Below are 19,785 nucleotides of genomic sequence, written 5' to 3'. Positions count from 1 at the left end.
AAGACACGCCATCCCGGCCCGTGGTTATGACGCCGCGGGCCGGGAGGTTCAGGTCTTACTTGCTGCTGACCGGCAGCCCGGCGCCCTGGGCATCGCCCTGCGGCATTTCCAGCACCGCCACCGACCATGCCGGCAGCGTGACCGTGCCGTCAGCGGCAATCTGCACGCCGTTTGCCAGCGAATTTTCGCCCGCCGCCTGCTGGATCGCGCTCAGCTGCAGCGTTTCACCGGCAAACTCATTCAGCGTACGGCTTTCCGGCGCGGCGTTAATCACCACCACCAGGCCGTCAAGACGGCTATCCAGGCTGGCGCCCGCTTTCACTCCGTCATCCACGGTCATAATCAGCAGACCGGCCTGCTGGTCTGAACCGGTATTACGGAAATCAACGCGCTTCATCACCGCGCTGCCGTCGCCTAAGGTGAACAGCGGGGAGGATTTACGCAGCTCGGTCAGCTCCTGGTAGAACGCGGTCATCTGCTTCAGCTCCGCTTCGCCCGGAGTGGCAACCATCTCTTTGACGCGAGTAATCACGTCATAGTTGCTGCCGTCATCGCTGATGCGCGGCATCCCAACGTTGTAGTTGTTATCCTGCAGGGAATAATCCACGCGGTTGAACCAGTCGCCGGAGTCGTAGGAGTCGCGGGTAAAGGATTTCGAGCGCAGCAGTTCAGAACCTTGCTGGTCGAAAGCGATCCCCTGCCCGAGCATCACCGTCGCCAGCGAAACGGCCTGCATGCGAACGCGGGTCGCCAGGTCGGCTTCCTGGGACGCTTTATAGCTGATCATGTCCCACAGCGTCTGGTTGTCGTGCTTCGAAACATAGTTGACGACTTCCGTCGGGTCTGCGGCATAGCCGCCAGGCGCGCCGTTATAGTCAATTTCGCTGCCTTTCTTCACCGCACCGTCTTTGTCGATCATCACAAAGTCAGCGAGGTTACCGGCCATGCCCAGACGGGTCAGATCGGCCAGATGACGCACCTGGTCATCGCTCAGGCTGGCGAGTTCGTTTGGCAACACGCCCGCGCCGCTGCCGACGCCCTGGTTCTGACGCAGCGCATCGCCGGAATCGAACGGGCCGCCGCCGCGCACGGAGTCGCGCAGGCGATCGGAGAACGTGCCGATGCCGGTACCTTTCAGGTTGATCTGCGAGGCGATTTCAAAACGGTCGCTCTGGTTCGAGTCCCAGCCTTCGCCGAAGAAGTAGATATCCGGGTTCAGGGCCTTAATGCGCTCCCACGCCGAGAGAATTTGCGCTTTCGGGTGATAGCCCATCAGATCGAAGCGGAAGCCATCGATTTTATAGTCCGTGGTCCACACCGCCAGCGAGTCAGCGATCAGCTTGGCGAACATCCGATGCTCCGGCGCAGAGTCGGAACAGCAGGTGGCGGATTCAACGCTGCCGGTCATTTCATTCAGACGCTGATAGTACCAGGGTACGATCTTATCCAGCACCGACGTGCGGTCGGTCGGGCCCGCGGCGTTGGTGTGGTTGTATACCACATCCATAATGACGTTCATCCCCAGATCCTGCTTGATCGCCTGAATCATGGTGCGGAACTCTTTGATGCGCGTCGTGCCTTCCGGATCGGTCGCGTAGGATCCTTCCGGAACCGTGTAGTGGAACGGATCGTAGCCCCAGTTGTAGGAGTCGGTCTGCGCCACCAGCGTATTCAGCGCCTGCACCTGAGGATTATCCTGGCTATCGCTCTGCTTAAGCTGATTCAGCACCTCTTCCACGGTGGAACCGCTGTCGCAGTATCCGGCGAACTCGCTGCTTTTCACCGCGCTGTTCACTTCACACAGGCGGCTGAACGGCTGCTGAATATCGGCGACTTTGTCGCTGAACTCGTTCACCGTCGCCAGATCGAAGACCGGCAGCAGTTCGACGTGCGTGACGCCTGAAGCGGAGAGCTTCTTCAGATGCTGCACCATATTGCTGTCGCCGGCGGTCAGCGCAAGGTATTTACCGCGCAGTTCGGCCGGAACGGTCTGGTCCCAGGCGGAGAGATCGCGAATATGCGATTCATGAATCGTCATCTTCGCTAAATCCGCTTTTGTCTTCTGGGCATGCGGCATCGTCAGGCTATCCCAGCCGTCAGGCTTCAGGGCGCTGTCGTTGAGATCGACCACCTGGCTGTACTCCGAGTTGGTCGACAGGCTATGCGCATACGGATCGGTGACTTCGTACTGTTCAACCTTGCGCGACTGCGGGTGATAAACCGTCATCGCATAGCGGTAGAACGCGCCTTTCAGATCGCTACCGCCCTGCCACGACCACGCGCCGGAAGCGCTGTCGCGGGTCATCGGATGGCTGCCAATCACTTTTTTGTCCGCGCTGTAGACCACCACATCCACTTGCTGAGCGGTCGGCGCCCAGACGCGGAAGGTGACGCCGCCGTCGGCCAGCTGCGCGCCGTAGCTCAGGGCTTCCGCCGCTTCGGCATAGGTATCATCCAGCACGCCCGCCGTCTGTACCTGGGTAGCGGAAATCAGGATCCCGTCCTCTGCGGCAGCAATGGCGACCGTTTCGCCCTGCAGCAGCTCGTCAACGTTGGCGTTGTCCGGCAGCTTAAAGGCCGCATAGCTGGAAAGGTGCGGGAAGCGCATGCTGACCTGCTGGCTGACGGTAGTCGGCGTCAGTTTCAGGTAGCGGTCGGTAAATTTGCCTTCGCCGTCGGCCGCCACTTTACTGCTGTGGCTGTAGTAGAGGCGCACGAGGGGCTTATCCTGCCCGCCCGGCCACAGCAGCGTATTTTTATCGACCCAGTGGGCTTCGGCCAGCGCGACGCCAAAAGCGGCGCGGAAGGCGTCGGCGCGGGAGTCATAGACCGCGCTGTTGCCGGCGATCACCGATACCGTACGATCGGTAAAGTCGCCAAACGACACCCGCAGGTCGCTATCGATCAGCTTATCGGTGCCGTCGCGAACGATAACGTTAATACAGCCGCTCTCTTTGTTGAGCGGGATCACCCAGTACGGGCCATATTTATCGCTGCCGCTCGGCGTGGTGCTGACGTCATTCCAGTCCGCTACCGGCGCGCTCAGCGCGTCGCAGGTTTCGTTGTTCCATAAGTAGAGGTTTTTACTGCTGTAGTCCGCAGCGCTACTGCTGGTGATGCCGGCGATATCCACCAGGTGAATGACCGCCTGCTTTTCTGTCGCCGTGGCCGCTTCGCCGGGTACGGCAACGTCAGGTAAACGTACAACCACATCCTGATTACCAGGAGTATCGGGATTTCCAGAGGAAGAAGAAGAGGATCCGTTATCGCAGCCGCTAAGTAAAACCAGCGATCCCAGAACCAGGGCATTACGGGTATATCTGAGCATTCGATAGTCCCTATACATGCTGATTAAATTATATGAAGTGTTATATACGCGAAACTATTCCTGGCGCACTTAAGCACCATAAAAAAATAACGAGCATATCTTTAAAGCGCCGATAATTAGATATTCTTGCTCTCTCCGGTTCAATCATCCATTCGCTCATTACGTGGGGGCGTAGGCGGCCGGAGGAGAAAAAATAAAAAGGGAATGACGACCGCAATAGCCAAACTCTTTATGATTCGCAGCGACCTACGCAGATTCCCGCAATAAGCACGCTCACAATAAAAAATGCCCCACCAATATCGGTAGGGCGGTACCTTTTGCTGAGGGAAATAGAATGAGCAAAGGAATAAAAATGCATAATTCCGTGATGAGATTAACAATATCAAATAAAAAAATAATTAATTACGCGCCTCATATTGTGACGTCCATCATATTATTTTTTATCTGCCAGCAGCTCGCCCAATTAACCTGGAAAATAATTCTCCCGGTAAACTTTACGGATAACGCCTTGAGCCCTGCCGATATGACGGCGCCCGCAACCCCCTCCCCGGAAACGGCGCTGCCGCGCTTTACGCTGTTTGGCCTTGCGGAGAAAACCTCCGCCTCCGCGCACGGCGGCAACCTCGACCAAGCGCCCGTATCGGCGCTCAAACTGCGCGTTACCGGCCTGCTCGCCAGCACCGATCCCTCTCGCGCCATCGCCATCATGATGAAAGGGAATCAACAGGTTAGCCTCGGGATTGGCGATAGCACGCCGGGCGGAGAGGCGAAAATCGTCGCCATTTTCCCCGACCGCCTGATTGTTAATTACCGCGGCAGAAATGAGGCTATCCCGCTGTTTAACGACCCGCCCGCCGCCGGCAAAAATAGCGCCGCGCCGCCAGCCCGCCAATTGGCGCAGGAGCTCCGCGCGCAGCCGCAAAATATTCTTCATTACCTCAATATTTCGCCGGTCATGGTTAACGACAAGCTCAGCGGATATCGTCTGAATCCGGGCAAAGACCCGGCGCTATTTCGCCAGGCGGGTCTCAAGGAAAACGATCTGGCGATAGCCCTGAACGGCCTGGATCTCCGCGATAAAGAACAGTCCCGCCAGGCATTAGCCCAGCTACCGGAATTAACTGAAATAACTCTTACCGTTGAACGCGACGGCCAGAAACAAGATATTTATCTAGCCCTGAGGGATGAATAATTGATCATCGCCAACGTCATTCGCCCATTTTCCCTAATGCTGCTGGTATTCGCCGCGCTGTTATTCAAACCGGCCGCGGCGGAAGAGTTTTCCGCCAGCTTTAAGGGCACCGATATTCAGGAATTTATCAATACGGTCAGTAAAAACCTGAATAAAACGGTCATTATCGATCCCAGCGTACGCGGCACCATTACCGTGCGCAGCTACGATATGCTCAACGAAGAGCAATATTATCAATTCTTCCTCAGCGTCCTCGATGTCTATGGCTTCGCGGTGATTAATATGAATAACGGCGTCCTGAAAGTCGTTCGTTCGAAGGATGCGAAAACCGCCGCGGTGCCGGTGGCGAGCGATGCCGCGCCGGGCATTGGCGATGAGGTCGTCACCCGCGTCGTGCCCCTGACCAACGTCGCGGCCCGCGATCTGGCGCCGCTGCTGCGCCAGCTTAACGATAACGCCGGCGCGGGCAGCGTGGTGCACTATGAACCCTCCAACGTCCTGCTGATGACCGGCCGCGCGGCGGTCATCAAGCGCCTGCTAACCATCGTCGAACGCGTCGATAACGCCGGAGACCGCAGCGTGGTGACCGTTCCCCTCGCCTGGGCCTCCGCCGCCGATGTGGTCAAGCTGGTGACCGAACTCAACAAAGACACCAGCAAATCGGCGCTGCCCGGCTCAATGGTCGCCAACGTGGTGGCCGATGAACGCACCAACGCGGTGCTGGTCAGCGGCGAGCCGAACTCCCGCCAGCGGATCATCGCGATGATTAAGCAGCTCGACCGCCAGCAGGCGACCCAGGGCAATACCAAAGTGATCTACCTGAAATACGCCAAAGCCTCCGACCTGGTGGAAGTGCTGACCGGCATCAGCAGCACGATGCAGAGCGAAAAGCAGGCCGCGAAGCCGGTGGCGGCGCTGGATAAAAATATCATTATCAAAGCGCACGGTCAGACCAACGCCCTGATTGTCACCGCCGCCCCGGACGTAATGAACGATCTGGAACGGGTGATCGCCCAGCTGGATATCCGCCGCCCTCAGGTGCTGGTCGAAGCGATTATCGCCGAAGTGCAGGACGCTGACGGTCTGAACCTCGGCATCCAGTGGGCCAATAAAAATGCCGGGATGACCCAGTTCACCAACAGCGGTCTGCCGATATCCACGGCCATCGCCGGGGCCAACCAGTACAACAAAGACGGCACCGTCAGCAGCTCGCTGGCGAGCGCCTTAAGCTCCTTCAACGGCATTGCCGCCGGCTTCTACCAGGGCAACTGGGCGATGCTGTTAACCGCCCTCTCCAGCAGCACCAAGAACGATATTCTCGCGACGCCGAGTATCGTCACCCTCGACAACATGGAAGCCACCTTTAACGTCGGCCAGGAGGTCCCGGTGCTGACCGGCTCGCAAACCACCTCCGGCGATAACATCTTCAATACCGTCGAGCGCAAAACCGTCGGCATCAAGCTAAAGGTGAAGCCGCAGATCAACGAAGGCGATTCGGTTCTGCTGGAGATCGAACAGGAGGTCTCCAGCGTGGCGGACGCCGCCTCCAGCACCAGCTCGGATCTCGGCGCGACCTTCAATACCCGTACGGTCAATAACGCCGTGCTGGTCGGCAGCGGCGAAACGGTGGTCGTCGGCGGACTGCTGGATAAAAGCGTCTCAGACACCGCCGACAAAGTCCCTCTGCTCGGCGATATTCCGGTGATTGGCGCGCTGTTCCGCTCCACCAGCAAAAAGGTCTCCAAGCGCAACCTGATGCTGTTTATCCGCCCGACGGTGATCCGCGACCGCGACGAGTACCGTCAGGCTTCATCCGGGCAGTACACTGCGTTTAACAACGCTCAGAGCAAACAGCGCGGCAAAGAGAACAACGACGCGATGCTGAGTAACGATCTGCTGGAGATCTACCCGCGCCAGGATACCGCCGCGTTCCGCCAGGTCAGCGCCGCCATCGACGCCTTCAATCTGGGAGGCAATCTATGACCCCCGCCGCTGAACGACGCCCGCTGCTCCCCTTCGGCTACGCCCGCGCGCACAACGTGATGCTCCTGAGCAACGGCGAAAGCTGCGAGGTTTTCTGCCTCGCCGCCACCGCGCCGCAGGCGCTGCTGGAAGCCCGCAGGGTGGCCGGGATGCCGTTCAGCCTCGAGCGACTGGAAGCGGAGGCGTTCGAAAAGCTGCTGGTGCTGAGCTATCAGCGCGACTCCGCCGAGGCCCGGCGCATGATGGCGGATATCGGCAACGAGCTGGATCTGTACACCCTTGCCGAAGAGCTGCCGGACACCGACGACCTGCTGGATAGCGAAGACGACGCGCCGATTATCCGCCTGATTAACGCCATGCTCACCGAGGCTATCAAAGAGAAAGCGTCGGATATTCATATCGAAACCTATGAACGCCACCTGCAAATTCGCTTTCGCGTCGACGGCGTACTGCGCGAAATCCTGCGCCCCCAGCGCCGCCTCGCCGCGCTGCTGATCTCGCGCATTAAGGTGATGGCGAGCCTTGATATCGCCGAAAAGCGCATTCCTCAGGACGGTCGCATGGCGCTGCGCATTGGCGGACGCGCCGTCGACGTGCGCGTCTCCACCCTGCCGTCGAGCTACGGCGAACGCGTGGTGCTGCGTCTGCTCGATAAAAACAGCGTCAATCTCGACCTGCTGACCCTCGGCATGTCGCCCGCGCTGCTTCAGCAGGTGGATGGACTGATCGCCCGCCCGCACGGCATTGTGCTGGTGACCGGGCCGACCGGTTCGGGAAAAAGCACCACCCTCTACGCCGCGCTGAGCCGCCTCGATGCCCGCGAGCGCAACATCATGACCATTGAAGATCCTATCGAATATGAGCTGGAGGGCATCGGTCAGACCCAGGTTAACGCGAAAGTCGATATGACCTTTGCCCGCGGGCTGCGCGCTATTTTGCGCCAGGACCCTGACGTGGTGCTGGTGGGCGAAATTCGCGACGGCGAAACGGCGCAGATCGCCGTTCAGGCTTCGCTAACCGGTCATCTGGTGCTCTCAACGCTGCACACCAACAGCGCGCTGGGCGCCATCTCGCGCCTGCAGGATATGGGCGTGGAGCCTTTTCTGCTCTCCACCTCGCTGCTGGCGGTGATGTCGCAGCGGCTGGTGCGCCGGCTCTGCCCGCACTGTCGCCAGCAGGAACCGGCCAATGCCGACACCGCCCGCCAGATGGAGATCGCTCCCGGCACGGCGCTCTGGCAGCCCCGGGGCTGCGCCGAGTGCGGCTTTACCGGCTATCGCGGACGTACCGGCATTCACGAACTGCTGCTGGTGGACGATCGCGTGCGTATGGCAATCCACCGCGGCGAAAACGAGGTGACGCTGATCCAGCAGCTGGGGGCGGACTATATCACCCTGCGCCACGCCGGACGGGACAAGGCGCTGGCGGGGATCACCAGCTGGCAAGAGGTGCTGCGGGTTAGCGAACAGCAGATCGCGGAGGCCTCCTGACATGGCGCTTTTTCGCTATCAGGCCGTTGATGAAAACGGTAAAACCCGCCGCGGTGTCCAGCAGGCGGACTCCGCCCGCCACGCTCGCCAGCTGCTGCGGGAAAAGGGCTGGCTGGCGCTGGACATCTCCCCGGCAGCCGGCAGCGGTGGGCAACTGCGCTTTATCCGCCGCACCAACGCCCGCGATCTCGCCCTCGTTACCCGCCAGCTGGCGACGCTGGTCGCCGCCGCCATCCCGCTGGAAAAAGCGCTCGACGCGGTGGCCCAGCAGTGTGAAAAAAACCAGCTGAAAACCCTGATTGCCGGCGTGCGCGGCAAAGTGCTGGAAGGCCATTCGCTGGCGGAGGCGATGCGCGGCTACCCGGGCTGCTTCGACGCGCTCTACTGCGCGATGGTCGCCGCCGGAGAAGCCTCCGGCCACCTCGACGGCGTGCTGAACCGGCTGGCGGACTATACCGAACAGCGCCAGCAGCTGCGCGCCCGGCTGCTGCAGGCGATGATTTACCCCATCGTGCTGACCCTGGTGGCGGTCAGCGTGATCGTCATTCTGCTGTCGACGGTGGTGCCGAAGGTTGTCGAGCAGTTTATCCACCTTAAGCAGGCGCTGCCGTTTTCCACCCGCCTGCTGATGGCGATGAGCGATGTGCTGCGCGCCGCCGGTCCGTGGCTGCTGCTGGCCGCCATGCTCATCGCTCTGCTGCTGCGCTACCTGCTGCGGCAGCCGGCAAAGCGGCTGGCCTGGCACAGGCTGCTGCTGCGCCTGCCGCTGATTGGCCGGGTCGCGCGCAGCGTTAACAGCGCCCGCTACGCCCGCACCCTGAGCATTCTCAACGCCAGCGCCGTTCCGCTGCTGCTGGCGATGCGCATCAGCGCGGAAGTATTAAGCAACGCCTGGGCGAAGCGCCAGCTGGAAGCCGCCAGCGACGCGGTTCGCGAAGGCGTCAGCCTGCATCGCGCGCTCGAAATGACCCAGCTGTTCCCGCCGATGATGCGCTACATGGTCGCCAGCGGCGAACAGAGCGGCGAGCTCAACGGCATGCTGGAGCGCGCGGCGGATAACCAGGACCGGGATTTGAGCGCGCAAATTCAGCTGGCCCTCAGCCTGTTTGAACCTCTGCTGGTGGTGGCGATGGCCGGCATGGTGCTGTTTATCGTCCTCGCCATCCTGCAACCGATACTGCAGCTCAATACCCTGATGAGTATGTAATTGTTCTAATGGAGAAAAATATGCAACGACAGCGCGGATTCACCTTACTGGAAATCATGGTGGTGATTGTTATCCTCGGCGTGCTCGCCAGCCTCGTGGTGCCCAACCTGATGGGCAACAAGGAAAAGGCCGACCGGCAAAAAGTGGTCAGCGATCTTGTGGCGCTCGAGGGTGCGCTGGACATGTACAAACTGGATAACAGCCGCTATCCCACCACCGAGCAGGGGCTGCAGGCACTGGTCAGCGCGCCATCGGCCGAGCCGCACGCGCGCAACTATCCTGAAGGCGGCTATATTCGCCGTCTGCCGCAGGATCCGTGGGGCAGCGATTACCAGCTGCTGAGCCCCGGCCAGCACGGACAGGTGGATATTTTCAGCCTCGGGCCGGACGGCGTACCGGAGAGCAATGACGATATCGGCAACTGGACGATCGGGAAGAAATAGTGCGACAGCGCGGCTTTACGTTGCTGGAGATGATGCTCATTTTGCTGCTGATCGGCGTCAGCGCGGGCATGGTGATGCTGGCCTTCCCCGCCTCGCGCGACGATAGCGCGGCGCAGGCGCGCTTTGAGGCGCAGCTGCGCTTTGTCCAGCAGCGAGGGCTGCAAACCGGCCAGTTTTTTGGCGCCTCGGTGCATCCCGATCGCTGGCAGTTTCTGGTCTTACAGCCCCGCGAAAGCAACGAACCGCCCCCGGCCGGCGACGACTGGAACGGCTATCGCTGGCTCCCCCTGCGCGCCGGACGCGTCGCCACCTCGGGCAGCGTCGCCGGGAACACGCTGCATCTCACTTTTCCGCAGGGCGAGGCCTGGACGCCGGGCGACAATCCCGATGTGCTGATCTTTCCCGGCGGTGAGATGACGCCGTTCCGGCTGACCGTCGGCGAGGGACCGGGTATCGCGTTTAATGCGCGCGGCGAAAGCCTGCCCGAACCGCAGGAGACGCCATGAAAAAGCAGGCCGGTATGACGCTGATTGAAGTGATGGTCGCCCTGGCGGTCTTCGCCCTCGCCGGGCTGGCGGTGATGCAGGCCACGCTCCAGCAAACCCGCCAGCTGGGTCGTATGGAGGAGAAAACCCTGGCCGGCTGGCTGGCGGATAATCAGCTGGTGCAGCTACGGCTGGAAAATCGCTGGCCCGCGCTGAGCTGGTCGGAAACCACGGTGCAGGCGGCGGGCGTCAGCTGGCACATTCGCTGGCAGGGGGTGGAGACCGACCTGCCGCAGCTGCGGGCGCTGGACGTTGAAGTCCGCCGCGCCAAAAGCGATAAAATGCCCGTCTCTTCGCTGCGCACCTACGTGACGCCGCCATGATCCAGCGCGCTCGCGGATTTACCCTCGTCGAAATGCTGCTGGCGCTGGCTATCCTCGCCGCGCTAAGCGTCGCTGCGGTCACGGTGCTGCAAAACGTGATGCGCGCCGATACGCTCACCCGCGATAAGGGCGGGCGCATGCAGGCGTTACAGCTCACGTTCAGCCAGATGGCGGCGGACTTTAGCCAAATCATTCCCCGCCGCAGCCGCGACAGCGCGAGCCTCTTTTTTGCCGGACGTTTTCAGCTCGGCAGCGACGACTGGGCGATCGCCTTTAGCCGCAACGGCTGGCCCAATCCTTTGGGGATCCTGCCGCGCTCGGAAATTCAGAACGTCGGCTACCGCCTGCGCGGGGATCGGCTGGAGCGTCTGAGCTACGACCAGCAGGACCCGCTGCCCGGTAGTCTGCCCACGGTGACCGTTATGCAGCGCGGCGTCCAGGCGTTTCGCCTGCGCTTTTACGCCAGCGGCCGCTGGCAGGATGAATGGCAGCAGACGCAGACGCTGCCGCAGGGGCTGGAAGTCACCCTGACGCTGGAGCAGTCCGGCGAGATCCGCCGGCTGTTTCTGCTTACGCCGGGAGGCAGCCAATGAATACCCGCCAGCGCGGCGTCGCCCTGCTTATGGTGCTGCTGATCCTCGCTCTGATGATGGTGCTGGCGAGCGCCATGACCGAACGCAGCGCGCGGATGTATCAGCAAACCGCCACTACCCTCGATAACCTGCAGGCTAAATGGTACGCGCTGGGGGCGGAAACCCTGGCGGCGGCGCTGCTGCAACGCGACGCGCTCGACTCGCCGAACCAGACCCATCTGGCGCAGAACTGGGCCCAGCAGGGGCGCCGCTTTGCGGTCAATGATGGCGAGATCTACGCCACGATTACCGACGCTCAGGCCTGCTTCAACCTCAACGCCATTAACCAGCTCAGCGGCGACGAAAGCGTTGAAATCCCTTATCCCGCGCAGGTTTTTACCCGACTGCTGGAGAACCTCGGCAGCGAGCCGCTGCGCGCCTTACAGCTAACCGCCGCCCTGCGCGACTGGGTGGATAGCGATCGCCAGGCGCTGCTGAACGGCGCGGAAGACGAAGTCTATATGGCGCAATCCCCCGGCTATCTGACCGGCAATCAGCCGCTGCAGGACGTCAGCGAGCTGCGTCTGCTGGCCGGGATGGACGCCGCGCTCTATCAGCGTCTGCTGCCCTACGTCTGCGCCCTGGCGGACGAGACGCTGCAGGTGAACGTCAATACCCTGCAGCCCGCTCAGGCCGCGCTGCTGGCGGCGCTCTTCCCCGCTGAACTCACCCTCGTCGAAGCCCGGCAGCTGCTGCAGGCCCGCGCGACCACCGGCTGGAGCAGCGTCGCCGCCTTCCTGTCGCAGCCGCTATTACAAAAAACCGATACCGCCGCCGCGCGTCCGTGGCTGGCGGTGCACAGCGAGCGCTTTATCGCCACCTTCAGCGTGGTGATGGGCAGCGCCCGCTATCAGCAACGCAGTCTCCTGCAAAAGCAGGGGCGAACCTTCAGCGTCGTCCAGCGGCGCTACGGAATCTATTGGGTAGCCGATGAATAACCACCATACTTTTTCCGCCGCCGTGCTGATTATTCGCCTCAATCCCGATGCCGCGACGGCGATATGGCGGCTGGCCGCGCCGGGCGACGCGGCGCAGACTGGCGAGTGGCATCCTGACGCTGGCGACCCGACGCTCAGCCTGCTGGCGCAGCGTCATCCGGCCTGGGTGCTGGTGCCCGCCAGCGACTGCGCGTTTCATCGCGTTACCCTGCCCGCCGGCGCGCGCCGAAATGCGCAGCAGGCGCTGGCGTTTTTACTCGAAGAACAGCTGGCAACGGAGATCGAAGAGAGCCATTTTGCCCTGATCCACCGGGATAAAAGCGACTGTGCCGTGGCGGTGGTCGGGCGGGAGAAGATGCGCGCATGGCAGGCCTGGTGCGAGGGGCTCGGACTCAACGTGCTGGCCCTGACGCCGGATGCCCTTGCCCTGCCGCAGAACCCGGCCGGCTGGAGCGCCGTACGCTGCGGCGAACAGTGGCTGTTTCGCTGCGAGACGAGCAGCGGTATGGCGGTGGAAACCCCATGGCTCGGCGAACTGCTGGTTCACTGGCCTGACCTCGCGCCCATCGCCTGCTACTCGCCGCCGCCGGATATCGCCGCGCCGTGGCAGCCTCGCCCGGCGCAGGATTTGCTGGCGCTGGCGGCGAGCAACCCGCAGGCGCGCAAAATCTGCTTACGCCAGGGCAATTTTGCCGCGAAACGCCGGCCGCCGACGCCCCGACGCTGGCGGCCGACGATTGTCGCAACCCTGGCGCTACTGCTGCTGTGGAGCGGAAATCGCCTCCACGACCATCTCGCCCTGGCGCGTCAGGCCGACGCCGCCGTGCAGGCCAGCCGTGATTTTTACCGCCAGTGGTTCAAAGCGGAAAAAAATCTCGTCAATCCACGCCTGCAAATGCAGCAGCATCTGCGCCGTCTGGAAAGCGTGAGCGCCCGGCCGGCGCTCATCTCACGGCTCGGCGCCCTGCAGCAAATCATCGCCGAAACGCCGGGCATTCGTCTGCGCGCCCTGAGCTTTGACGCCGCGCGCAACGCGCTGCAGCTGGAGATATCCGCCGTTTCATCGCAGGCCCTGGCGCAGTTCAGCCAGCGGGCGCGGGCGGGGTTTCGCGTGCAGACCGGCGAGATGAAGCCGCGCGCCGACGGTATTGAAGGGCGTCTGACGCTGGAGGGGAACGATGGATAACCTGCTCGCCTTATGGCAACAGCGTACGCGCCGCGAACGGCATCTGCTGCTGGGGATGGGCGTCATGCTGATTATCGGCCTGATTTATTACGCCTTCTGGCAGCCCTGGCAAAATCGCGAGGCGCAGTGGCGGCAAACGCTGGCCAGGGAGCAGTCCAGCCTGCGGTGGATGCGCCAGCAGACCCCGCTTCTCCAGCAGCTTAACCAGCGGAAACCTTCTGCCGCGCCGGAAGAACCCTCGACGGTGATTATGCGCGAAGCCGGCCGCCACGGTATCGCTATCGTTCGCCTGCAGCCGCAGGGCTCCCGCCTTAGCCTTACCGTACAGCCCGCCGATTTCCAGGCGCTGATGGCATGGCTGGACGCGCTGGGGCAGGCGGGGATGACTACCGCCACCCTGGCGGTGACCGCCGTGGCGCAGCAGCCCGGTTGGGTGACGATTAATACGCTGGTGCTGGAGCGCAGCGATGAAAAATAAACTCACTATCGCCCTGCTGCTGGCGGCGGTCTATCTCTTCTGGCTGCTGTTTAGCGCGCCGGCGCGGCTGCTCACTCTGGCTCTACCGGACGGCGCGCGGCTCGGCGAAACCACGGGCACCCTGTGGCAAGGAGAAGCCCGTCAGGCCAGCTGGCTCGGTTTTGACATCGCCCATTTACGCTGGGAGTTTGGCTTTTCGTCGTGGCTTCCCGGCTGGCATATCGCGTTTAACGACCCCTCCGGCCTGCGCGGCCGGGCCTGGCTGCACGGTCTGAACGACGTTGTGGTGCGCGAGGGGCGACTCGCGGCGCCGGCCCGTACGCTCGGCCAGCGGTTAGCATCCGGCATACCGCTGGAGGCTCGCGGTCAGGTTGTGCTGACGCTGCCCGAGGCCCGCTTTAACGCCGGCGGTTGCCGACAGATGACCGCCAGCACCGTGCAGTGGCGGGATGCGGCGCTCAGCTCCCCCGCCGGGTCGCTCGAACTGGCCCAGGTCAACGGCAAATTAAGCTGTACCCCGGCGGGCGCGCTGACTGTCGCCCTGACCCAGGACTCCCGCCAGCTTAGCCTCGCAGGACAGGGCGTTCTGACGCCCAACGGGCGCTATACGTTTAACGGTACGCTGCAGACCCGCCAGACGGCTCCGGCGCTGCTGACGCTGCTGCTCGCGCAAAACGGCCGCAAAGATGAGCAGGGGCGCACGCCGTGGCAGTGGCAGGGGCAGTGGCGCTCCGGGGAGAAAAAATAGAGATGGAAAATATCGCGCTGTTACCCGAGTTCGCCGCGCAATTCCCGTCAATCTGGGGCGGCTTTTTATTCCTGTCCGGACTGGCGTTCGGCAGCTTTTTTAACGTCGTTATCCATCGTTTACCGCTGATGATGGAACGCGCAGAGGGGGTAAATCTCTGCCTCCCCGCCTCGTTCTGCCCGCAGTGCCGTCAGCCTATCGCCTGGCGGGACAATATCCCGCTGCTGAGCTTTTTATGGCTCAGGGGGCGCGCGCGCTGCTGCGGGCAGCCGATCTCGCGTCGCTATCCCCTGATGGAGCTGACGACCGGCGCGCTGTTTGTACTCGCGGGGTACCTGATGGCTCCGGGCATGCCGCTGCTGGGCGGGCTAATTTTCGTGTCCGTACTGCTGATCCTCGCCGCCATCGACGCGCAAACGCAGCTGCTGCCTGACAGGCTGACGCTGCCGCTGCTGTGGGCCGGGCTGCTGTTCAATCTTTCCGATACCTTCGCGCCGCTGGCGGAGGCGGTCATTGGCGCGATGGTCGGGTATTTGTCGCTGTGGTCGGTGTACTGGGTGTTCCGTCTGCTGACCGGTAAAGAGGCGCTGGGCTACGGCGATTTCAAGCTGCTGGCAGCGCTCGGCGCGTGGCTCGGCTGGCAGCCGCTGCCGCAGACGCTGCTGCTGGCTTCCGCCAGCGGTCTGGTCTGGACGCTGCTGCAGCGTCTGGTAACCCGTCGTTCGCTCGAACAACCTCTGGCCTTCGGCCCCTGGCTGGCGCTGGCGGGCGGCGGCATCTTTTTGTGGAGCCAGGTATAAAACATCCCCTGCTCGCGCTGCGCTTAGCAGGGCTACTGGCGGTACTGGTCCGGTAGCCCCGATAAGGCGTTTACGCCGCAACCCGGGAACTCTCCGGCTACGAATACTTTTTGGTGCGCCGGGTCGGGGCGGTATTGGCCGGATCGTCGGGCCAGACGTGCTTGGGATAGCGCCCTTTCATCTCTTTTTGCACCTCGCGGTAGCTCCCCTGCCAGAAGGCGCCTAAATCGCGGGTGATCTGCAGCGGGCGCTGCGCCGGCGAAAGCAGCTCCAGCACCAGCGGCACGCGCCCCTGGGCGATAGTCGGAGTGGTCGCCTCGCCAAACATCTCCTGCATCCGCACCGCCAGCGCCGGCGGGTTTTCATCGTGATAACGAATCGCGATGCGGCTACCGGTCGGCACCGTATAGTGCGTGGGCAGCTCGCTGTCCAGCTTCTGGCGCAGCGGCCACGGCAGCCAGTTTTGCAGCGCCTGACGCACGTCCAGCGCCTTCAGGGCGCGCAGCGAATGGACGCCCGCCATCTGCGGCAGCAGCCACTGTTCAAGCGAGGCCAGCAGCGACGCCTCGTCAACGGCCGGCCACGCCTCCTCCGGCAGCCACCGCGCCGCGCAGTGTAGCCGCAGACGCAGCTGCTCCGCCTCTGGCGTCCAGGTTAGCACGCTCAGTCCCTTCTCGCGGATCCCGTTGAGCATCGCCTGGTGCAGCTCCTCTTCCGACGGCTTCGCCAGCGGCTGGGTCTTAATCACCAGGCGTCCGATACAGGTGCGCCGCCAGGCCTTCAGCGTTCCTAACGCCTCATCCCACTCGACGATATCGGAACGCCGGGCCAGGGCCGGACACTGCTCAATCAACGCGTGAATATCGACCGGCAGCGCCAGCAGGATCCGCGCGTCCGGCGATGCGCTTCCCTGCAGCAGCAGCGGCGCAATCAACCATTCGTGGCGGCCCAGCGCATCGTCGGCGTCGAGCATCGCCCCCATCCCGTTAGCCAGCTGGTAGCGCCCCTCCTGGCCGCGACGATGGGCGATACGGTCGGCAAAAGCGGAGGCCAGCAGCGCCGCGATGCTGTCGGCGTCGGGCTGACCGCCGCGAACCGCCAGCCTTTTCATCAGCTGCTGCGCCCGCTGCTGCCAGTTACCCTGCTGACGGGCAAACGCCGCGCTAAGATCGCTATTGCCGCCGCGCGGCGGCTCTTCAAGGATCGCCGCCAGTTTAGCCGCCGTGGCGGCGCCATCGGCATCCTCCGCCGCGGTCAGCATCGCCGCCAGGCGCGGATCGTTGCCCAACGCCGCCATTTTGCGCCCGCGCGCCGACAGCCGCTCGCCTTCCAGCGCAGAAAGGTCTGTGAGCAGACGCCGGGCCGCCGCCAGGTTGGTCGCAGGCGGCAGATCCAGCCAGCTGAGCTGGGCCGGGTCCTGGCATCCCCACTGCAGCAGCTCCAGCAGCAGCGACGACAGATCGCTTTGCAGAATTTCCGGGTCGCCCTGCGCCGCCGCGCGCTCGGCCTGCTCTTTAGCCAGCAGATGCAGGCAGATACCCGGCGCCAGGCGCCCGGCGCGTCCGGCGCGCTGGGTCATTGAGGCCTGGCTGATGCGCTGCGTCACCAGGCGAGTGAGCCCGGTGCGGGCGTCAAAGCGGGCGACGCGCTCCTGGGCGCTATCCACCACCAGCCGAATCCCCTCGATGGTCAGACTGGTCTCGGCGATATTGGTCGCCAGCACCACTTTGCGCATCCCGGCGGGCGCGGGCAGTATCGCCTTACGCTGCTCGCTCAGCGGCAGCGCGCCGTACAGGGGGCAAAGGATCACATCGCTCGCCACCCGCTCCGCCAGCCGCTCCTGAACGCGCTGAATCTCTCCCACCCCGGGCAGAAACAGCAGCATTGAGCCATTTTCGCTGCGCAGCAGCTCCGCGGCGGCCACCGCCACCGCCTCGTCAAAGCGCTGATGGGCCGGCAGCGGCAGAAAACGCCGCTCAACCGGAAACGCGCGCCCTTCGGAAACGATAACCGGCGCCTCCGGCAGCAGCCGCTGCAGGCGTTCATTGTCCAGCGTCGCCGACATAATCAGCAGTTTGAGATCGTCGCGCAGCCCCTGCTGAACGTCGAGCAGCAGCGCCAGCGCCAGATCCGCCTGCAGGCTGCGTTCGTGGAATTCATCGAGGATCGCCAGCCCCACGCCGTTCAGCTCCGGATCGCGCTGGATCATCCGCGTTAAAATACCTTCGGTCACCACTTCGAGGCGCGTGTTCGGCCCGACGCAGGTCTCCGCGCGCATGCGATAGCCCACGGTCTCGCCGGGCTTCTCTCCCAGCAGTTCCGCCAGCCGCTGCGCCACGTTACGCGCGGCCAGCCGCCGCGGCTCCAGCAGGATTATGCGTCCGTTGATGTTACCTTCGGCGAGGATTTGCAGCGGCAGCCAGGTGGATTTCCCGGCGCCGGTTGGCGCATTAAGCAGAACCTGCGGCGCATGCCGCAGGGCAGAAAGAAGTTCAGGGAGGACGGCGGCAACCGGCAATGAGGACACGAAACGCTCCGGAGGTTAACATTTGCGGGCAAGCATTGTAGCATCCCGGTAATTCATTACCGAGTCTCTATCATGTCCGAGCCGAAAAGGCTGTTTTTCGCCATTGAACTTCCCGGGGACGTTCAGCAGCAGATCGTGCACTGGCGCGCCGTCAGCTTTCCCGGCGATGCGGGGCGACCGGTGGCGGCGGCTAACCTCCATCTGACGCTGGCGTTTCTTGGCGAGGTGAGCGCGGACAAGCAGCGGGCGCTGTCAGCGATGGCCGGACGGATCCGCCAGCCGGGCTTTACCCTGACGCTTGACGATGCCGGGCAGTGGCTGCGTTCGCGGGTGGTGTGGCTGGGCACCCGTCAGCCGCCGCGCGGAGTGCTGCAATTAGCGAATATGCTGCGCGCCCAGGCCGCCCGCAGCGGCTGCTATCAGAGCCCGCAGCCGTTTCATCCGCATATCACCCTGCTGCGCGACGCGCGCCACGCGGTGCCGATTCCGCCGCCCGGATTTAGCTGGGCGTTTGCGGTCAACGAATTTGTGCTCTACGAATCCAGCTTTAGCCGCGGGCGCACCCGCTATCAGGCGCTGGAACGTTATCCCTTCGACAAGGAAAGCTGATGCTGTTCACTCCTCCCCTGCAGTCCGCCACCCTGGTTAAACGTTACAAACGGTTTCTCGCCGACGTGGTCACCCCCGACGGTCGCGAGCTGACCCTGCACTGCCCCAACACCGGCGCCATGACCGGCTGCGCCGCGCCGGGCGATACCGTCTGGTATTCCACCTCAGATAATCCTAAGCGCAAATATGCCCACACGTGGGAATTAACTGAAACCGTAGAGGGCGCGACAATTTGTGTTAATACTCTACGTGCTAACACGTTGGCAAAAGAGGCGATTCTGGCAGGAAATATTCCCGAGCTTTTGGGCTATAACGCGCTGAAAAGCGAAGTGAAGTATGGTGATGAAAGCAGCCGCATTGATATTCTGTTACAAGCAGATGACCAACAAAACTGCTATATTGAAGTGAAATCGGTTACGTTGGCGGAAAAGGAATACGGTTACTTCCCCGATGCGGTTACCGCACGCGGTCAGAAGCACTTGCGGGAGCTGATGAGCGTGGCGGCAGCGGGCGATCGGGCGGTGATTTTGTTCGCCGTGCTGCACTCGGCGATAGACCGTTTCTCACCCGCGCATCATATTGATGCCAGATACGCACAGCTATTGATTGAGGCGCAAAACAAGGGGGTGGAAATTCTCGCCTACAAGGCGGAACTTTCTACCGAGATGATGACTCTGAATAAGCCGATTACCGTGGTGTTAACCCCCGGTAAATAAACGGCTAAATAGTATTCGGGTCGCGAGCGCAAATACGCTTTTCCTCACAGGGTTGTCAAGTGTAACGTTTAGATAATTGCTATCCGGAAAAGCATCTGCTATTTATAGCGGCCTGATTTTTCCCCCAACACGGGGATCGATAGTGCGTGTTAAGGAGAAGCAACATGCAAGAAGGGCAAAACCGTAAAACATCGTCCCTGAGTATTCTCTCCATCGCTGGGGTGGAGCCGTACCAAGTGAAGCCGGGCGAAGAGTATATGAACGAAGCCCAGCTGGCGCACTTCAAGCGCATTCTTGAAGCGTGGCGTAATCAACTTAGGGATGAAGTGGATCGCACCGTAACGCATATGCAGGATGAAGCTGCTAACTTCCCGGATCCGGTAGACCGTGCCGCTCAGGAAGAAGAGTTCAGCCTGGAGCTGCGTAACCGCGACCGCGAACGTAAACTGATCAAAAAGATCGAGAAAACGCTGAAAAAAGTCGAAGACGAAGATTTCGGCTTCTGTGAATCCTGTGGCGTTGAGATTGGTATCCGTCGTCTGGAAGCGCGTCCGACCGCCGACCTGTGCATTGATTGCAAAACGCTGGCGGAAATTCGCGAAAAACAGATGGCAGGCTAATCACTTCGCTGACGCATCTC

18 protein-coding genes are annotated in these 19,785 nt (G+C 62.2%); 16 read left to right on the top strand and 2 right to left on the bottom strand.

Annotated features, from left to right (window positions below; all coding sequences use genetic code 11):
* Window positions 1–55: 55 nt before the first annotated feature.
* Window positions 56–3,328 carry a pullulanase-type alpha-1,6-glucosidase gene (gene pulA / locus BJF97_RS05595; protein WP_014837434.1) on the bottom strand — a complete coding sequence of 1,091 codons (3,273 nt, stop codon included), beginning with the start codon at window positions 3,326–3,328 and terminating at the stop codon, window positions 56–58.
* Between the two features lie 352 nt (window positions 3,329–3,680).
* Here pulA and gspC point away from each other — a divergent pair, with 352 nt between their 5' ends.
* Genes gspC through BJF97_RS05530 form a run of 13 tightly spaced genes read left to right on the top strand, consistent with a single transcriptional unit; the run spans window position 3,681 to window position 15,293 of the window.
* Window positions 3,681–4,520, top strand: a complete 840-nt coding sequence (gspC, locus tag BJF97_RS05590; RefSeq protein WP_032694390.1) for a type II secretion system protein GspC — start codon at window positions 3,681–3,683, stop codon at window positions 4,518–4,520.
* A 36-nt stretch (window positions 4,521–4,556) separates the two neighbouring features.
* Window positions 4,557–6,503: a GspD family T2SS secretin variant PulD gene (pulD, locus tag BJF97_RS05585; protein WP_050595145.1), complete on the top strand. Its 1,947-nt coding sequence runs from the start codon at window positions 4,557–4,559 to the stop codon at window positions 6,501–6,503.
* On the top strand, window positions 6,500–7,993 hold the full coding sequence (gene gspE, locus BJF97_RS05580; protein ID WP_025107369.1) for a type II secretion system ATPase GspE: 1,494 nt from the start codon (window positions 6,500–6,502) through the stop codon (window positions 7,991–7,993). The genes pulD and gspE overlap by 4 nt, the downstream gene beginning before the upstream one ends.
* A 1-nt stretch (window position 7,994) precedes the next feature.
* Window positions 7,995–9,200 carry a type II secretion system inner membrane protein GspF gene (gene gspF, locus BJF97_RS05575; protein ID WP_032694393.1) on the top strand — a complete coding sequence of 402 codons (1,206 nt, stop codon included), beginning with the start codon at window positions 7,995–7,997 and terminating at the stop codon, window positions 9,198–9,200.
* Window positions 9,201–9,220: 20 nt separating this feature from the next.
* Window positions 9,221–9,643: a type II secretion system major pseudopilin GspG gene (gene gspG, locus BJF97_RS05570; protein ID WP_004098709.1), complete on the top strand. Its 423-nt coding sequence runs from the start codon at window positions 9,221–9,223 to the stop codon at window positions 9,641–9,643.
* On the top strand, window positions 9,643–10,149 hold the full coding sequence (gspH, locus tag BJF97_RS05565; protein WP_032694394.1) for a type II secretion system minor pseudopilin GspH: 507 nt from the start codon (window positions 9,643–9,645) through the stop codon (window positions 10,147–10,149). Before gspG ends, gspH begins: the two co-directional genes overlap by 1 nt.
* Window positions 10,146–10,511 carry a type II secretion system minor pseudopilin GspI gene (gene gspI / locus BJF97_RS05560; protein ID WP_009654631.1) on the top strand — a complete coding sequence of 122 codons (366 nt, stop codon included), beginning with the start codon at window positions 10,146–10,148 and terminating at the stop codon, window positions 10,509–10,511. Before gspH ends, gspI begins: the two co-directional genes overlap by 4 nt.
* Window positions 10,508–11,104: a type II secretion system minor pseudopilin GspJ gene (gene gspJ / locus BJF97_RS05555; RefSeq protein WP_032694395.1), complete on the top strand. Its 597-nt coding sequence runs from the start codon at window positions 10,508–10,510 to the stop codon at window positions 11,102–11,104. The genes gspI and gspJ overlap by 4 nt, the downstream gene beginning before the upstream one ends.
* Window positions 11,101–12,081: a type II secretion system minor pseudopilin GspK gene (gene gspK / locus BJF97_RS05550; RefSeq protein ID WP_014227974.1), complete on the top strand. Its 981-nt coding sequence runs from the start codon at window positions 11,101–11,103 to the stop codon at window positions 12,079–12,081. The genes gspJ and gspK overlap by 4 nt, the downstream gene beginning before the upstream one ends.
* On the top strand, window positions 12,074–13,267 hold the full coding sequence (gspL, locus tag BJF97_RS05545) for a type II secretion system protein GspL (RefSeq protein WP_032694396.1): 1,194 nt from the start codon (window positions 12,074–12,076) through the stop codon (window positions 13,265–13,267). Before gspK ends, gspL begins: the two co-directional genes overlap by 8 nt.
* A complete protein-coding gene (gene gspM, locus BJF97_RS05540) occupies window positions 13,260–13,745 on the top strand; it encodes a type II secretion system protein GspM (protein ID WP_032694397.1) in 486 nt (161 codons plus the stop codon). The genes gspL and gspM overlap by 8 nt, the downstream gene beginning before the upstream one ends.
* Window positions 13,735–14,493 carry a type II secretion system protein N gene (locus BJF97_RS05535; protein ID WP_032694398.1) on the top strand — a complete coding sequence of 253 codons (759 nt, stop codon included), beginning with the start codon at window positions 13,735–13,737 and terminating at the stop codon, window positions 14,491–14,493. Before gspM ends, BJF97_RS05535 begins: the two co-directional genes overlap by 11 nt.
* 2 nt (window positions 14,494–14,495) lie before the next feature.
* Complete coding sequence (locus BJF97_RS05530; protein ID WP_032694399.1) at window positions 14,496–15,293, top strand: prepilin peptidase; 798 nt, start codon at window positions 14,496–14,498, stop codon at window positions 15,291–15,293.
* 97 nt (window positions 15,294–15,390) lie between these two features.
* Here the strand turns inward: BJF97_RS05530 and hrpB are convergent, their stop codons facing one another.
* On the bottom strand, window positions 15,391–17,820 hold the full coding sequence (gene hrpB, locus BJF97_RS05525) for an ATP-dependent helicase HrpB (RefSeq protein ID WP_064388485.1): 2,430 nt from the start codon (window positions 17,818–17,820) through the stop codon (window positions 15,391–15,393).
* Window positions 17,821–17,892: 72 nt separating this feature from the next.
* Between hrpB and thpR the strand changes: the two genes are divergently transcribed.
* From thpR to dksA, 3 genes are all read left to right on the top strand, one after another.
* Entirely contained in the window at window positions 17,893–18,429 is a 537-nt protein-coding gene (gene thpR / locus BJF97_RS05520; protein WP_032694401.1) for an RNA 2',3'-cyclic phosphodiesterase, read from the top strand.
* Entirely contained in the window at window positions 18,429–19,145 is a 717-nt protein-coding gene (sfsA, locus tag BJF97_RS05515) for a DNA/RNA nuclease SfsA (protein ID WP_014227967.1), read from the top strand. Before thpR ends, sfsA begins: the two co-directional genes overlap by 1 nt.
* 164 nt (window positions 19,146–19,309) lie before the next feature.
* Window positions 19,310–19,765: an RNA polymerase-binding protein DksA gene (gene dksA / locus BJF97_RS05510; protein ID WP_004098689.1), complete on the top strand. Its 456-nt coding sequence runs from the start codon at window positions 19,310–19,312 to the stop codon at window positions 19,763–19,765.
* Window positions 19,766–19,785 lie beyond the last annotated feature (20 nt).

It is taken from the genome of Klebsiella sp. LTGPAF-6F, assembly GCF_001753185.1.
Taxonomy (GTDB): Bacteria; Pseudomonadota; Gammaproteobacteria; order Enterobacterales; family Enterobacteriaceae; genus Klebsiella; species Klebsiella michiganensis.
This window is presented reverse-complemented; position numbering and strand designations above follow the sequence as displayed.

Excerpts from the sequence above, each read along its gene's own strand:
- gspK (WP_014227974.1), top strand. The coding sequence starts at position 11,101 with ATGAATACCCGCCAGCGCGGCGTCGCCCTGCTTATGGTGCTGCTGATC.
- gspF (WP_032694393.1), top strand. The coding sequence starts at position 7,995 with ATGGCGCTTTTTCGCTATCAGGCCGTTGATGAAAACGGTAAAACCCGC.
- thpR (WP_032694401.1), top strand. The coding sequence starts at position 17,893 with ATGTCCGAGCCGAAAAGGCTGTTTTTCGCCATTGAACTTCCCGGGGAC.
- BJF97_RS05530 (WP_032694399.1), top strand. The coding sequence starts at position 14,496 with ATGGAAAATATCGCGCTGTTACCCGAGTTCGCCGCGCAATTCCCGTCA.
- pulA (WP_014837434.1), bottom strand. The coding sequence starts at position 3,328 with ATGCTCAGATATACCCGTAATGCCCTGGTTCTGGGATCGCTGGTTTTA.
- pulD (WP_050595145.1), top strand. The coding sequence starts at position 4,557 with ATGCTGCTGGTATTCGCCGCGCTGTTATTCAAACCGGCCGCGGCGGAA.
- gspE (WP_025107369.1), top strand. The coding sequence starts at position 6,500 with ATGACCCCCGCCGCTGAACGACGCCCGCTGCTCCCCTTCGGCTACGCC.
- gspL (WP_032694396.1), top strand. The coding sequence starts at position 12,074 with ATGAATAACCACCATACTTTTTCCGCCGCCGTGCTGATTATTCGCCTC.
- gspM (WP_032694397.1), top strand. The coding sequence starts at position 13,260 with ATGGATAACCTGCTCGCCTTATGGCAACAGCGTACGCGCCGCGAACGG.
- dksA (WP_004098689.1), top strand. The coding sequence starts at position 19,310 with ATGCAAGAAGGGCAAAACCGTAAAACATCGTCCCTGAGTATTCTCTCC.
- gspJ (WP_032694395.1), top strand. The coding sequence starts at position 10,508 with ATGATCCAGCGCGCTCGCGGATTTACCCTCGTCGAAATGCTGCTGGCG.
- gspG (WP_004098709.1), top strand. The coding sequence starts at position 9,221 with ATGCAACGACAGCGCGGATTCACCTTACTGGAAATCATGGTGGTGATT.
- gspC (WP_032694390.1), top strand. The coding sequence starts at position 3,681 with ATGCATAATTCCGTGATGAGATTAACAATATCAAATAAAAAAATAATT.
- gspI (WP_009654631.1), top strand. The coding sequence starts at position 10,146 with ATGAAAAAGCAGGCCGGTATGACGCTGATTGAAGTGATGGTCGCCCTG.
- BJF97_RS05535 (WP_032694398.1), top strand. The coding sequence starts at position 13,735 with ATGAAAAATAAACTCACTATCGCCCTGCTGCTGGCGGCGGTCTATCTC.
- sfsA (WP_014227967.1), top strand. The coding sequence starts at position 18,429 with ATGCTGTTCACTCCTCCCCTGCAGTCCGCCACCCTGGTTAAACGTTAC.